This is a genomic window from Parazoarcus communis (assembly GCF_003111645.1).
Lineage (GTDB): Bacteria > Pseudomonadota > Gammaproteobacteria > Burkholderiales > Rhodocyclaceae > Parazoarcus > Parazoarcus communis_A.
Genome location: NZ_CP022187.1, coordinates 668,925 through 682,781 on the forward strand (window position 1 = coordinate 668,925; position 13,857 = coordinate 682,781).

The 13,857-nt window shown below is 63.2% G+C and carries 13 protein-coding genes; 2 read left to right on the forward strand and 11 right to left on the reverse strand.

Annotated elements, in window-relative coordinates:
* Nucleotides 1–60: 60 nt before the first annotated feature.
* From CEW83_RS03140 to CEW83_RS03155, 4 genes are all read right to left on the reverse strand, one after another.
* On the reverse strand, nt 61–1,533 hold the full coding sequence (locus CEW83_RS03140) for a DegQ family serine endoprotease (protein WP_108948046.1): 1,473 nt from the start codon (nt 1,531–1,533) through the stop codon (nt 61–63).
* Nucleotides 1,534–1,609: 76 nt separating this feature from the next.
* A complete protein-coding gene (locus CEW83_RS03145; RefSeq protein WP_108948047.1) occupies nt 1,610–2,953 on the reverse strand; it encodes an ATP-binding protein in 1,344 nt (447 codons plus the stop codon).
* Nucleotides 2,950–3,612, reverse strand: coding sequence for a response regulator (locus CEW83_RS03150; protein ID WP_108948048.1), 663 nt, complete (start codon nt 3,610–3,612; stop codon nt 2,950–2,952). The genes CEW83_RS03145 and CEW83_RS03150 overlap by 4 nt, the downstream gene beginning before the upstream one ends.
* A gap of 160 nt (nt 3,613–3,772) precedes the next feature.
* A complete protein-coding gene (locus tag CEW83_RS03155; protein WP_108948049.1) occupies nt 3,773–4,558 on the reverse strand; it encodes a DUF4399 domain-containing protein in 786 nt (261 codons plus the stop codon).
* Nucleotides 4,559–5,014: 456 nt separating this feature from the next.
* Between CEW83_RS03155 and CEW83_RS03160 the strand changes: the two genes are divergently transcribed.
* Entirely contained in the window at nt 5,015–5,920 is a 906-nt protein-coding gene (locus tag CEW83_RS03160; protein ID WP_108948050.1) for an AEC family transporter, read from the forward strand.
* A gap of 101 nt (nt 5,921–6,021) precedes the next feature.
* On the opposite strand, the gene argC is transcribed toward CEW83_RS03160, so the two are convergent.
* Nucleotides 6,022–6,981, reverse strand: a complete 960-nt coding sequence (argC, locus tag CEW83_RS03165) for an N-acetyl-gamma-glutamyl-phosphate reductase (protein ID WP_108948051.1) — start codon at nt 6,979–6,981, stop codon at nt 6,022–6,024.
* Between the two features lie 306 nt (nt 6,982–7,287).
* Between argC and CEW83_RS03170 the strand changes: the two genes are divergently transcribed.
* Nucleotides 7,288–7,548, forward strand: a complete 261-nt coding sequence (locus CEW83_RS03170) for a hypothetical protein (protein WP_108948052.1) — start codon at nt 7,288–7,290, stop codon at nt 7,546–7,548.
* Nucleotides 7,549–7,704: 156 nt separating this feature from the next.
* Here CEW83_RS03170 and CEW83_RS03175 read toward each other — a convergent pair whose 3' ends face one another.
* The 6 genes from CEW83_RS03175 to CEW83_RS03200 form a co-directional block, all read right to left on the reverse strand.
* A complete protein-coding gene (locus CEW83_RS03175; RefSeq protein ID WP_108948053.1) occupies nt 7,705–8,604 on the reverse strand; it encodes a cache domain-containing protein in 900 nt (299 codons plus the stop codon).
* Nucleotides 8,605–8,687: 83 nt separating this feature from the next.
* Entirely contained in the window at nt 8,688–10,028 is a 1,341-nt protein-coding gene (locus tag CEW83_RS03180; RefSeq protein ID WP_108948054.1) for a TRAP transporter large permease, read from the reverse strand.
* Between the two features lie 27 nt (nt 10,029–10,055).
* Complete coding sequence (locus tag CEW83_RS03185) at nt 10,056–10,601, reverse strand: TRAP transporter small permease (protein WP_108948055.1); 546 nt, start codon at nt 10,599–10,601, stop codon at nt 10,056–10,058.
* Nucleotides 10,602–10,758: 157 nt separating this feature from the next.
* A complete protein-coding gene (locus tag CEW83_RS03190; protein ID WP_108948056.1) occupies nt 10,759–11,754 on the reverse strand; it encodes a TRAP transporter substrate-binding protein in 996 nt (331 codons plus the stop codon).
* Nucleotides 11,755–11,934: 180 nt separating this feature from the next.
* The gene (locus CEW83_RS03195; RefSeq protein ID WP_108948057.1) at nt 11,935–13,377 is read right to left on the reverse strand and encodes an NAD(P)/FAD-dependent oxidoreductase; all 1,443 of its coding nucleotides are present in this window, start codon (nt 13,375–13,377) and stop codon (nt 11,935–11,937) included.
* Nucleotides 13,378–13,415: 38 nt separating this feature from the next.
* On the reverse strand, nt 13,416–13,802 hold the full coding sequence (locus CEW83_RS03200; protein WP_108948058.1) for a nuclear transport factor 2 family protein: 387 nt from the start codon (nt 13,800–13,802) through the stop codon (nt 13,416–13,418).
* Between the last annotated feature and the right edge of the window lie 55 nt (nt 13,803–13,857).

Consider the following 13,857-nt stretch of genomic DNA (forward strand, 5'->3'; position numbering starts at 1 on the left):
GCGTCTCTCCGGTAAGTTTGGCTGCAGGCGCTCCCTGCAGCCGTCTGGGGTAGTCGAGGTTCAGCCGAGTTCGATGGGAATGAAGATCCGCGCATCCTCGCGCTGGATGAGGATTGCCGCATGCTTGCCAAGGGCGGCGAGGTCCTTGCGCAGGCCTTCGACGCTGATCACGGGCTTCCCGTTTACGGCGAGGATGACATCGCCACGCTGAATGCCGGCATGGGCTGCGGGTCCGGTGGAGTCGAGTACGAGCAGGCCGGAACTGGTTTCGATCTGCTTCTGTTCTTCGGGGCTGAGCGGACGGACCGCCACGCCGAGACGTCCCTGGTCCGTATTCTGACCGTCGGTTGCGGCAAGCTGTGCGGACATCAGTTCGCCCACGGTCGCCGTCAGTTCGCGGCGCTTGCCCTGACGCCAGATCTCCACCTTCACGGATTCCCCCGGCGCGATGGCTGCAACCTTGGGTGGCAGTTCAGCCGAGCTTTCAACACGCTCGCCGTTGAGCCCGATAATGATGTCGCCGGGCTCGATGCCTGCCTTGGCAGCAGGGCCGTCGGTGTCCACCCGGCTCACCAGCGCACCATGCGCGGTTTCCAGTCCGAACGAGTTCGCCAGTGCCTGGTTCAGATCCTGGACGGAGACACCCAGCCGGCCGCGGGTGACCTTGCCATGTGTCACGAGCTGATCCCGGACCTGCGCGGCGACATTGATCGGAATCGCGAACGACAGACCCTGATAGCCACCGGAGCGGCTGTAGATCTGCGAGTTGATGCCGATGACCTCGCCCTTGAGGTTGAGCAGCGGACCACCGGAGTTGCCCGGGTTGATCGCAACGTCGGTCTGGATGAACGGGACGTAGCCTTCGTCGGGCAGCGAGCGCGACTTTGCCGAGACGATGCCTGCGGTCACACTGTTCTCGAAGCCGAAAGGCGCGCCGATGGCCAGCACCCATTCACCGACCCGGGTCTGGCTCGGATCGCCGAGCGGTACCGTGGGCAGATCCCTGGCGTCGATGCGCAGCACGGCGATGTCGGTGGGTCTGTCGATGCCGATCACCTTGGCGGTGAACTCGCGCTTGTCCATCAGCTTGACCGTCACCTGGGTGGCGTCGGCGACCACGTGTGCATTGGTGAGGATGACGCCGTCGGCGCTGACGATGAAGCCCGAGCCCATGCCGTGGGTGATCTGCTCGCCGTCGGGTATCTGGATCTGGGGGCCGAAACGGCGGAAGAATTCGTAGAAGGGATCGTTCGGGCTCATCCCTTCGAAGGGCGACTGTCCGCGCGCGGAGGTCTTCACCGTGCCCTCGACACTGATGTTGACGACTGCGGGACCGTAGCGCTCTGCGATGGACTGGAAGTCGGGCAGCGTCAGCGTGGCAGGCGGGCTGGACGAAGACGAGGCCGAAGCGACGATGGATGCGGGGGCCGCGTGCGCGCTGCCGACGGAATGGTTGGCGAAGTTGTATCCGCCAATGGCAAGTGCCGCGACGGCGACTGCAACGCCGGAAAGCTGGATGACCTTGGTTTTCATGTCGGGCTCCTTTAACCGATGCGGGCTTCACAACCCGCGACAGCTGCAATCTAAGGTGCGTCGACTTAAACCAGACTTAAGACACTTGCGCTTGTCGCTCGGCGGGGAAGCACAGACCGACCCTGAGCCCGCCGTGGGGCGAGGTGTCGAGCACGAGACTCGCGCCATGGCGCTCGGCGATGCTGCGAACGATGGCAAGCCCCAGGCCGCTGCCGCTTTGCTCCACTTCGGCACGGCGATAGAAGCGGTCCAGCACGCGATCACGCTCTTCGGGCGGAATGCCGGGGCCGTTGTCGCTGACGCACAGCCAGTGCGAGGCCGGGGTCGTGGGGTCGGTAAACACCGTGACGTCCACCCGCCCGCCGGCCGGGGTGTAGCGAATCGCGTTGTCGATCAGGTTGCCGACCAGGGTGCGGAGGGCGGCCGGGTCGGCCTGAACCACGGCGGCCTCGTCGAGCGTGTCCGCACCGAGGTCGATCTGGCGTGCGTCTGCGAGCGAAGCATGGTCGGTGAGGCCTTGGCGCGCGATGTCGGCGAGCACGACCGGAACGAACTTTGCGCTCGCGTCGGCGCCGGGTTCCTGGCGGGCCAGCGTCAGCAGTTGCTGTACCAGGTGCGTGGCACGCTGCAGACCGGCACGCAGCTCTCCGAGCGCAGCCTGACGCGTGGCGTCGTCGCTTGCGCGTTCGGTGAGCTGAAGCTGGATCTGCAGCGCAGCGAGCGGCGTGCGCAGTTCGTGTGCGGCATCGGCTACAAACGCGCGTTGTGCGCTCATGGCCTGATCGAGCCGGTGCAGGAGGTCGTTGAGTGCAAGCACCAGCGGCCGCGCTTCTTCCGGCACCTCGGCGGCGGGGAGGGCGGAGAGAGAGTCGGCGCGTCGGGTGCCGACCTCGCGTGCGAGCTGCTCCAGCGGACGCAGGCCGCGTCCGACCAGGTACCAGATCAGGGCGCCGAGCAGGGGAATCAGGACAAGGAGCGGAATCAGTGTGCGCAGCGCCGCGTCGGCCGCCATCCGGCTTCGCACCGACATCGGCTGTGCAATCTGGATGACCTGGTTCTGCAACGGAATGGAGAACACCCGCCATTTGCCTTCGGTGGTGTCGACCGTGTTGTAGCCGAAGCGCGCGAGCGCCGGGAGTACGCTGTGCGGTCGCGAGAGGTAGAGCCGCACACCCTGGGCGTCCCAGATCTGGATGACGAAATCGAATGATTCTTCAGGCGATTCCATCGGTGGTGGCGGAGGGGGTTGCTGGCCGAAATGCTGGTCGCGCAGTGACAGCGCGAACTGGCGCAAATGGTAATCCATCAGTTCGTCGACTTCGCCCCGCGCGGTGCGGTAGGTCGCATAGCCGGCGATTGCGAACACCACGGCGATGGCGCTCAGCAGCGAGACCAGCAGGGTGCGACGCAATGAGTTCATGTCCGCTCCTGCAGGTAGTAGCCGACACCGCGCAGATTGCGTACCCAGTCGGCACCGAGTTTGCGCCGCAGGCCGTGGATATGAACCTCGATCGCGTTGCTTTCCACTTCCTCTTCCCAGCCGTAGACCCGCTCTTCGAGTTGTGCCCGCGACAGCGGTTTGCCAGGCTGTTCGAGCAGTGCCCGCAGCAATGCGTACTCCCGTGCCGACAGACGCACAACCTCGCCGTCAAGTCTGACTTCATGCGTGGCCGGGTCGAGCGTCAGCTCGCCGTGGACGATCAGCGGCGCGGCCTGTCCGCGCTGGCGTCGCAGCAATGCCCGCACGCGGGCCCCGAGTTCATCGAGATCGAAGGGTTTGACGAGATAGTCGTCGGCACCCGCGTCGAGGCCGCGGATGCGGTCAGCAACCGCGTCGCGTGCCGTCATGACCAGCACCGGCAGCGTATTGCCGGCTGCACGCAGGTTCTGCAGCAGTTCGATGCCTCCCCGGCGCGGCAGCCCCAGATCGAGCAATAACAGCTCGTAGGGATTGTCCTGCACTGCCAGTTCTGCAGCGACGCCATCGCGCACCCAGTCCACCGCATAGCCGTCCTGCCGCAGCGCCTGCTGCACGCCGGCACCAATCATCGGGTCGTCTTCAATCAGCAGGAGTCTCACGTCGGGGGGCAGGCGGTCCGGTCGGGAAAGAGGTGGATTCTAATCGAGGTCCTTGCTTGCGTCGGATTTCGATGCAGGCAGCTTGTCGCGATCTGCCTGCATCTCGGGTGATTGCCGGACGCTGTCGCTCGGATCTGACCGGGCGTTGCGTGGCCGGGGTTCAGCGCGGCTTCACCTCGAAGCGGACGGGCGCCGTCTTCGCCATCACTGTTCCCGGCGCGCTGTTGCTCAACATCTCGAGCGATGCGCTGTAGCTGCCTGCAGGCGGGTTGAGCCAGACTTCGGTTTCGCCACCGGTCAGATCGATGACGACTTCGTCGCCTTTCGCCGGGGCGAGACGCAGCCGGAAGTGCCCGGTGTCGGGTTCGGTGATCTCGGTGTGCGAGACGTTGTAGCCGGCCGCATGCATGGCGACAGCAAAGGGCGGGCTGATTCTGCTGGCGCTGCGGGGCGACAGCAGGCTGATTTCCGTGCGCTTGAGCGAATCGATGGTCTTTCCACTGCTGCCAGTGACGTTCACGACGAGTTCGTCGCTATAGACGAAGTTGGGGATGTGTCTGTGATCGGCAAACACCAGGCGCAGGCTGTGCTTGCCCGGCGGCAGGTCGAGGATGGCTTCCATCTGGCCCTTGCCGAAGTGGATGTACTGGTCGTTGAAGGGCAGCGGCTCGGTAAAGTTGAGGGGGAGCCCGCGGTCGATCAGCAGATGGTGGTGTCCGGTGCTTGCCACGGGTTTCTTGATTGACGCGATGCCGATGCCGGTGAGCCCGAACTTTGCGACAAAGGGCGATTGCACCTCGGCGCCTGATTCGAGATTGGAGAACCATGCGTTCTTGTCGAGGCGCGGGTTGTCGGTGACCCACGGATGTCTGGCCTCCGCTGCGGTGGTGGCCATGAGCAGGGCTGAAATCAGGATGAGAGGGCGCGCACTGTATTTATTCTTCATGTTTGTTGTCCTGGGGTCGGTGCGCGTACGCTACAAAGGACGTCAGAGGGCGTCAAGCTGCAGTTTTCGAGGCCGAGACAGTGCCGTCCGCCTGGGAATGTCTGGCCTTGAGGCCGGCATGCATTGTGCCGGGTCGGGGTGCAAGGGCCAGTAGCGCGGCGCGCTCATGTCCCTGCGGGCGGACCCCCTGTTCGGCGATTCGATCATCAGGTCGCGGGCTCCGTTATGCTGGCAGCGCGCAAGCGAGTGCGGCGTACGCGGGATCGTGCAGGGAGAATGGATGTTGCAAGGCGTGTTGATGACAAGCGTGGCGACTGGGGTTGCGCACATGCTTCGCCGCTGGGTGCCTGACGTCGCCATGGCGGCAGGCAGTGTGCGTTGCCTGCAGGATGCTCGCGAAGTGGCTGCGGCATGCAGCCCGTGGGGGATGCGGGCAGGTACGCCGGAGCGTGCGCGATGATCGAAGTGCTGGAGTCCTTGTGGCCGCTCTTCGTACTGATCGTCGCAGGGTATTACATGCAGAAGCGCGGGTTTCCGGGGCAGGCCTTCTGGCCCGGCGCGGAGCGCTTCAATTACTTCATTCTGTTCCCTGCGTTGTTGTTCAAGAGTCTGGCCACCGCGCCCTTGAATGACCCCGCTTTGCCACGCCTGCTCACCGCAGTCGTGCTTGCATTGGCCGTGTGCAGTGCCGGACTGCTGGTCGCGCGCCGGGTTCATGCCTGGCCTGCGGCACGATTCGGTGTGATGCTGCAGGGCACGCTGCGCTTCAACACCTATCTCGGGTTGGCCGCGATAGGTGGCTTTTTCGGCAAGGAAGGCCTGCTGCTGGCGGCGGTGATGCTGGCGCTTCTCGTGCCGATCGTTAACGTGATGGCGGTACTTGCCCTGTCTGCGGGCAGGGATACCAGCCTCAAGGCGCTGCTGCTCCCGATCGTGAAGAATCCGCTCATCCTCGCCTGCCTCGCGGGGGCGCTGGTCAATCAGTCCGGCGTCGAGATCAAGTGGGGTACGGACCGGCTGCTGGCGCTGCTGGCCGGAAGCAGTCTGCCGCTGGGCCTGCTCTGTGTCGGTGCCGCTCTGAAGCCGGGCGAGCTCCATGGCGAGGTGGGCGCCCTTGTCACGAACAGTCTGACCCGGCTCCTGCTGGTCCCGGCGATCGCGTTCGGCTGTGCCGTCATCGTGGGACTGCCAGCCATCGAGCGTTCAATCCTGGTGCTCTTCTTCGCCTTGCCGACGGCACCAACCGCATATGTGCTGACCCGCCAGCTGGGCGGCGACAGCCATCTGATGGCCGGCATCATCACCCTGCAGACCTTGCTCTCCGCCGCAAGCCTGATGCTTGTCCTGATCCTGGTGGTTTGATGCTTACGAAATGACGAGTCCGGCTCGGCGCGCGGGCTGGCGGGTGAGTTTGAACCCGCCAGCCTCCGAGCGTCAGGGGGTATCGACCCTGATGCGATCGCTCAAACCGCCAGCCCGGCCGTCTCGTCCAGTCCAAGCATGATGTTCATGCACTGGATGGCAGCACCCGAGGCGCCCTTGCCGAGGTTGTCGAAACGCGCAGCGACGAGGATCTGGTCTTCGTGACCGAAGGCGAAGATCTCGGCACGGTTGGTGTCGTTGCAGGTGGTCGCGGGCAGAAAGCCGTTGTCCAGCATCGGCGCCGGGTCCGACGGCATGACCTTGATGAAGGTCTCGCCGGCGTAGTACTCGGCGAAGAAGCGCTGGATGTCGGCTGCGGACACCTTCTGCTTGAGCAGGCGCGGCAGCAGCGGCACAGCCACCACCATGCCCTGGGCAAAGTTGCCGACGATGGGGGTGAACAGCGGCTTGTTGGCGAGGCCGGTGAGCGTCTGCATTTCGGGCAGATGCTTGTGGGCGAGGCCCAGCGCGTAGAAGCGCGGGCTCTTCATGTTGTCGCCGAGTTCGCCGGCTTCTTCGTAGCTGGCAATCATCTCCTTGCCGCCACCGCTGTAGCCAGTGATGGAGTAGGTGCTGGCCGGGTAGTCGGCGGGCACGATCCCGGCGGCGACGAGCGGGTGCATCAGCATGATGAAACCGCTGGCATGGCAGCCCGGCACGGCGACCTTCTGTGCATTCTTAACGCGTTCGCGCTGCCCCGGATTGAGTTCGGGCAGGCCGTAGACCCAGTCAGGGTTGGTCCGGTGGGCGGTGCTGGCGTCGAGGAAGCGGGTGCGGGTGTTGCCCGGGGCGAGCAGCGAAACCGATTCCTTCGATGCCGCATCGGGCAGGCACAGGAAGACGACGTCGGCCGAATTGACGAACTCGGCCTTGACGGCCGGGTCCTTGCGCTTGTCTTCGGGGATGGTCAGGATTTCGATTTCGTCGCGGCCGGAGAGGCGCTCGTCGATCTTGAGACCGGTGGTGCCGTGACGACCGTCGATGAAAACCTTGTAAGTCATGCGTGTGCTCCGCTGGGCATTTACTCAAGCCCGTATTCTATGTCCGTTTTGATGAAGGGCTGGCGTCGGATGCAGCGCCAGTGGGTTCCGGGCCGGACGAATGCCCGCCACGCAAGCCACGGCTGTTTCAGTGCCTGCCTGTGTCGCGCATCCCGAGGCCTGTATCTCCCCGGCACAGGCTGAGGCACACTGGCGAGGGAAGGCGAGGGCGCAGTTGCCCGCTTTTTCTGGTCTGAGTCTGGCTGCGTCAGCGATGCGGGCAAGCACTCACCGGGTTGAAAACAGAACAAGACCGAGGAGACTCGCATGATCAAGCATGAATCCGGATCGAACGTCTTGAGCCTGCTGGAGGCGGCGCACGAGATGAGCGCTGGCTCATTGGCCGAGCACGATGCCGAAGTGTTGCTGGCAGCGGCCATTCAGCATGGCGACCTGCACGCCAACATAAAGCGGTGGGCAACGGAACAGTGGGAAGGGCGGCAGCTGCCGGGAAACATCAACCGGCTGGAGACCTACATCCAGCGCGACGATTTCGATGCATGGCGGAAAAAGCTGGACCAGGCCTGACCAGCTGGCACGCTGGCCCTCCGGGCCTGCCGACGAGCCGGATCTTCAGTGCCTGATCCCGTTGCTGGTGGGAATGGGCGCACAGCAGGTCTGCGAAAAAAGGAAACCGGATGCGCGCACCTTGCCCGTCATCCGGTCACCTTGCCGTGCTTGAACTCAGCGCGAGAAATACCCCACACCGATCAGGCGCCCGTTCTGAGTGCTGAAGTAACTGTGCTTCTTTTCCAGACGGCCGGTCAGGGGGTTGCGCCAGTTGTATTCGTACTCGCCCTTGCCGTCCTTGCGCGCCAGCGCCAGCATTTCGCGCCCGATCTCGACACCGTCCGGTGACTTCTGCGCGTTGGCGTCGGTGCCGACCAAGGCTGGGTTGGCGCCGTGGGCCAGAACCTTGCCAGAGGCGATATCCACCACGACCACGTACAGGTCGTCGCGCACGAAGGGGCCCTTGAAGTGCTGGAATGCGGTGAGTGCGGCAGCTTCGTCGTCGATCATCGCCTTCATCGCACGCTTCAGCAGGCTTCTGGCCTGAGCCGCCGTGGCGCGCGGGGCGTAGTAGCCAACCGCAACGATAATGTTGCCCACGCGTTGGAACGTGGTCAGCTTGGGTTCGCTCTTGCTGTCGGCCGGGTTGAACCAGTGGTATTCGATGCGGCCGTGATCGCTGGCCTTTGCCATCTCGAGCATCTCGCTGAAGAAGGGGCGACCGTCGAGATCGGTCTCGGTCAGCACGTTCTGCCCGATCAGCACCGCAGAGGCGCCGCCACTGGCGAGAAAGCGGCCGCTCATGTCGAGTGCGTACACGTAGAGGTCACGATCGATGAATTCAGCCTCGCGACTGAAGGCGTCCACCCCCATCACGCCGTTCTTGCGTACATGTTCCACCGCGCGTTCGAGCAGTGCGTTGGCGCGTTCGGCCTGAGGGTTGCCGTAAACGCCGGCAGGGGTTTCGGCGCTCGTGACTGCAGCAGGCTGCGCTGCGACTGATGCAGTGGGCTGGCCGACCCCGATCAGGGTGGCCAGCGCGATTGCGTAGACGGGGCCTTGGTTCAGCGACATGATGAGTCTCCGTTGATGGCTTTATGCGCAACAAATGCCGTTAGGTGTCCGGCCGGCGTCGATGCACCGGCCGGGATTCACGTTCAGTAGCCGACCATCGAAGGCAGCCACAGGGAGATTTGCGGGAAGAAGGCGATAAGGAAGATCGAAATGGTCGACACGATCACGAATGGATGGATGCGGGCGACGATCGCTTCGATGCTTGATCCGCCGATGCCCGAGGCCACGAACAGGTTCTCGCCCAGCGGTGGGGTCATGAAGCCGACCGACAGCGTGCAGATGATGACGATGCCGACGTGGGTGGGGTCCATGCCGAGGGTGTACATCACCGGCAGCAGCACCGGCACGAGAATCATGATGGCCGCCAGGGTCTCCATGAACATGCCGACGAAGAGCAGGAACACGATGATCATCGACCAGATGAGGTAGATGTTGTCGGTCAGGCTGAGCATCGAGTCCGCGATGGTTGCCGGGATGCGCTGCTCCACCAGCAGGCGGCCGAACACGGTCGCGGTGAAGAGGATCAGCAGCACGCGGCCGGTGATCCAGGTCGTGGTGCGCAGCGAGTTGAGCAAGGACGCGAACTTCAGCTCACGGTGCAGGAAAATGCCGACAAAGAGCGTGTAGAAGATCGCCACGATGGCCGATTCTGTCGGGGTGAACAGGCCGGCGTAGATGCCGCCGAGAATGATCACTGGCGCCAGAATGGACCACACGCCCCTGCGCAGCGAGCTGCGAATATCGGAGAAGGACCACTTCTCGGTGAGACCAACGTAACCGTGCTTTTTCGAGATGAAGTAGTTGATCACCACCAGGCTGCCCGCCATCACGATGCCTGGAACAACACCGGCAACGAACAGCTTCGGAATCGACACCGACGCGAATTCACCGTACTTGGCGACGGCGTCTGGCGGTGGCATCAGGCCCATGGCCGAGATGCCGAAAATCACCATGGGGATGGAGGGCGGAATGATGATGCCAAGACCACCCGAGGCGGCAGTGACGGCCGAGGCGTAGCTGCGGTCGTAGTTGCGCTTGGTCATGGCCGGGATCATCAGCATGCCGACGGCCGCCGTGGTAGCCGGGCCGGAGCCGGAGATGGCACCGAAGAACAGGCAGGCCAGAACGGTGGCGGCTCCGAGGCCGCCGGTGATCGGGCCGGCAAGGGTTTCGGCGATATCAACCAGCCGGCGCGAGATACCGGCGGCTTCCATCAACGCGCCCGCGAGCACGAAGGCGGGCAGGGCCATCAGCGGGAAGCTGCCCACCGAGGTGAAGGCGATCTGCACGAAGGCGATCGGGTTCTTCTCTACCGCCATGAAGGTGGCGAGTGCCGCGCCACCCAGTGCAATGGTGATCGGCGCCCCAAGCAACAGCATGAGGAAGAATCCGCCGAACAGGATTTCTACGATATAGGCGTCCATGTGTGTTCTCTCTGCGGGTGGCCGTGATTATTGTTGTGTGGCTGCGGTTTTCTTGAGCTTTTCGATCTCTTCGGCTTCCGGGTCCATCAGTTCCACGCCCTTGAACAGGGTGAGGTAGAGGTTCCACAGAATGCGGATCGACATCAGCGTGAAGGCGATCGGCAGGATCATGTAGAAGTACTTCATCGGCAGCCCGAGGGTCTGCGACTTCCAGAACAGGTTCATGCGGTTGAACACGAAGTCGTAGCTCAGGTACACGAAGTACATGTTGAAGCACACCCACAGCACGTCCGACAGGGCCATGCAGACCTTGCGCACGATGGGCGGAAAGAACTTGAACTGGAAGGTGACGCGGTTGTGGGCCGACATCTTTGCCGCCACGGTTGCACCGAGGTAGGCGAACCAGACGAACATGTAGGTTGCGAGCTCTTCACCCCAGGGCAGCGAATACTGGAAGAACTGGCGCAACAGGATCTGTACGAACAGCAGCACCACGAAGCAGGCAAGCAGCGCTTCCGCCAGGTACTCCTCGATATTTCCAACGAGCTTCAGAGCGACGTTTTTGATGGACATGGCAGGCTCCGCGGAATCAGAAGTGCAAAAGCAGTGATCGGGCCGTGAGCGGGCAGTGCAGCAGCGTCGTTCGGCATATCGATCAGGGGCAGGTGCAGAAAGGGGCGCACCTCGGGAAGAACACTGCCGGCGCATTGACGCGCCGGCAGTCCGGGACTCAGCGGCCGAGCGACTTCAGGACCTTGTCGAGCTTGTCCTTGCCGCCGATGCTGTCGTAGAACTTCGGCCACACCGTGGTGGTGGCCTTTTGAATGAACTCCTTTTCACCGTTGGCAGCGTCGCTGATCTGCATGCCCTTGGCGGCGAGATCCTTCTTGATCTTATCTTCGGTCTCGAGCAGGTACTTGTAGCTGTGCTCGGTGGCTTCACGACCGGCTTCGAGGATGGCCTTCTGTACGTCAGGTTTCTGATCCTGGAAAACGGACTCGCTGACGATCAGCGGCTCGAGCGAGAAGATGTAGCGGATGTTGGTGACGTATTTCTGCACTTCGTTGAACTTCATCGCCGAGACGGTGATGTAGGGGTTGTCCTGACCATCGACGACGCGCTGCTGCAACGCGGTGAAGGTTTCGGACCAGGCCATCGGTGTCGGGTTGATGCCCCAGGACTGATAGGTGGCGATCATGATCTCATTCTTCGGTACGCGAACAACCAGACCCTTGAGGTCGGCCACGGTGGTTACCGGCTTCTTCGAGTTGGTCAGTACGCGGAAGCCTGAATAAGCCCAGCCGACGATGCGGACGCCTGCGTCGCGGATGGTGTTTTCAGTAAGCTCCTTGCCCACATCGCCCTGAGTGAGCTTCTTGGCTTCTTCTGCGCTCTGGATGACGTAGGGAAGGGTCAGCACGCCCACCGAGGGCGAGAACGGGGTGACGTTGTTGACGGCCAGTACCGAGAAGTCCAGCGTGCCGAGCGCGGCGTTGTTGACCGTGTTCTGTTCGTCACCCAGCTGGCCGTTGGGGAAGAGGTCGACCTTGTGCTTTCCGCCGGTCTTCTGTTCGAAGAGGGTCTTGAAGGTCTGGCCCAGTTCCCACTGCGTACCACCAGCAGCATCACCCAGCGCCATCTTGAAATTGGCTGCGAAGGCACCTTGCGATCCGGCGATCAGGCCGGCGGTAAGGAACGAGATCAGTACGGTTTTCTTGATGTTCATGGTTGGCTCCAACTTTGTCTGACTGGTCCGATGTTTCGGACAGGGCTGTGTTGCTGCTCGGGATGGAAACCCCTGGTCGCTTTTCGCGTACCTGCTGCGGATTCCCTTGTTATGAGGTCCTGCGCTCCATGAGTGGGGTGGGCGGGGGCCTTCCGGCTCGCCGGAAGGCCAGCGGATGAATCAGGGGCGTTCGTCGTTGTAGGCGTACCAGCGGTAGAGGAAGCGCTGGCCGAAGCGGCGGAACGGGGCAAAGGCCTCCGAAACCACCATCTCGCGGATGTTCGGGAACGGCAGCCTCGAGGTGAAGATCGGCAATGTCAGTTCGTTCCCCTTGCCGGCGATCCACTGTGCCAGGCGACGCCCTGCCTGGGCCGAATACATCACGCCGTTGCCGCCGTAGCCGAGGGAGTAATAGATCGTTTCCTTCGGATCGGGTTGGTGGATGCGCGGCATCATGTCGTGACTCACATCCACCCAGCCCCACCACGAGTAGTCGATCTGAACACCCTTGAGCGCCGGAAACTTGCGCCACATGTCTTCGATCAGGCGTTGCTCATACTGCTTCTGCGGTGCGTCGTTGCCGGTAATCGCGCTGCGGCTGCCGATCTGCAGCCGGTTGTCCGGCATCAGGCGGTAGTAGTGACGCAGTACGCGCGTATCGGTAATGACCTGGTGCGTGCGCAGGCCACACGCTTCGATTTCCTGTGCGGTCAGCGGCCGGGTGACGATGGAGTTCGACAGAATCGGCAGCAGACGGTTTTTCAGCTCGGGGTGCAGGCTGTTCGAAGTATAGCCACCGGTGCACACGCCTACAGCGCGGGCACGCACAATGCCGCCGGGGGTCTTCAGGTAATGCACGCCGTTGCGTGTTTCCCAGCCCTGTACGGGGCTCGCGGGATGAATGGTTGCGCCCAGTGCACGTGCCTTTTTCACGTAACCGAAGGCAAGCTTGCCGGCGTGAATGCCGATGCCTTCGGGTTCGTGCATCGCACCGCAGGCTTCCTCGTCGCCAACCCACTCGCGCTTGACGGTGTCGGCATCCAGGATGCGCGCGTCGTACTTGAACACGTCGCGCAGCAGCTTTGCTTCCTTCTCCAGCGTCGGCATGATGCGTTCGCGGTGCGCAACATACAGGTGACCGCCGGGTTGAGGATCGCAGTCGATGTCCTTGATCAGCTCCTTGAAGTTCTCCATGCCGTCCACACATTCGCGGTGCAGGCCGAGGGCCGCTTCAAGACCGTAGCGGGTGATCCACTGCGAGCGCTTCAGCCGGCCGGAGGCGCACTGCGCCTGTCCGCCGTTGCGTACGCTGCAGCCCCATGCCGTGCGGTTGGCTTCCAGCACGGTCGCCTTGATGCCGTATTCCTGCGCCAGGAAGATGGCGGTCGTCAGGCCCGTGAAGCCGGAGCCGATGATGGCGACGTCTACATCGATGTCATGGGTGATCGGACCATCGTCCGCGGGCGGCTCGCCGGCGGTGCCGATCCAGTAGGTCGGTGCGTACTCGCGGCCCTGGCCGGGCGTTGCGGAGACCAGGGGGTCGTAGGCGGGATCGTAAGGTTTGGAGGGGGGAGTGGCGCGGCCTTCGGCGGCGGCGCTCACGTTGGCGGTAGCAGCGTCCATGCTCGGATTCCTTGATTCAGTGTGACGTGAATCCGCGCTCAGGCTACGGATACTGGCGGACGATCCTTGCGGAATGCATTCTTGACCGCGATCTTGCCGTCACGGAACGTGAAGATATCGACCATGCGTGCTTCGATGCGGGTGCCGTCGGCCTTGGTGCCGACGAAGGTGGTTTCGCTCACACCGCGATTGCCATCGACGAAGTGGTCGCCGTCGAGCCACGCCGCGTCGGGGAAGGTCTGCCAGGCCAGCATGAAGCCTTCGCGCACTGCCTCGCGGCCAACGAAACTGCGGCCGAGCAGGTCGGGGCCGCCGACCGCGTGGAAGGAGCAGTCATCGGCCATGAAGCTCATCAGGGCGTCGATGTCGTGACGGTTCCAGGCGTCGCCGAAGGCTTCCAGAAGGGCAGTGGTGGGTTGGGTCATGTTCTCTCTCCGTGATGGTGCTGGGCTTGTCTGTTGCGCCGGTGGCCGAGAACGG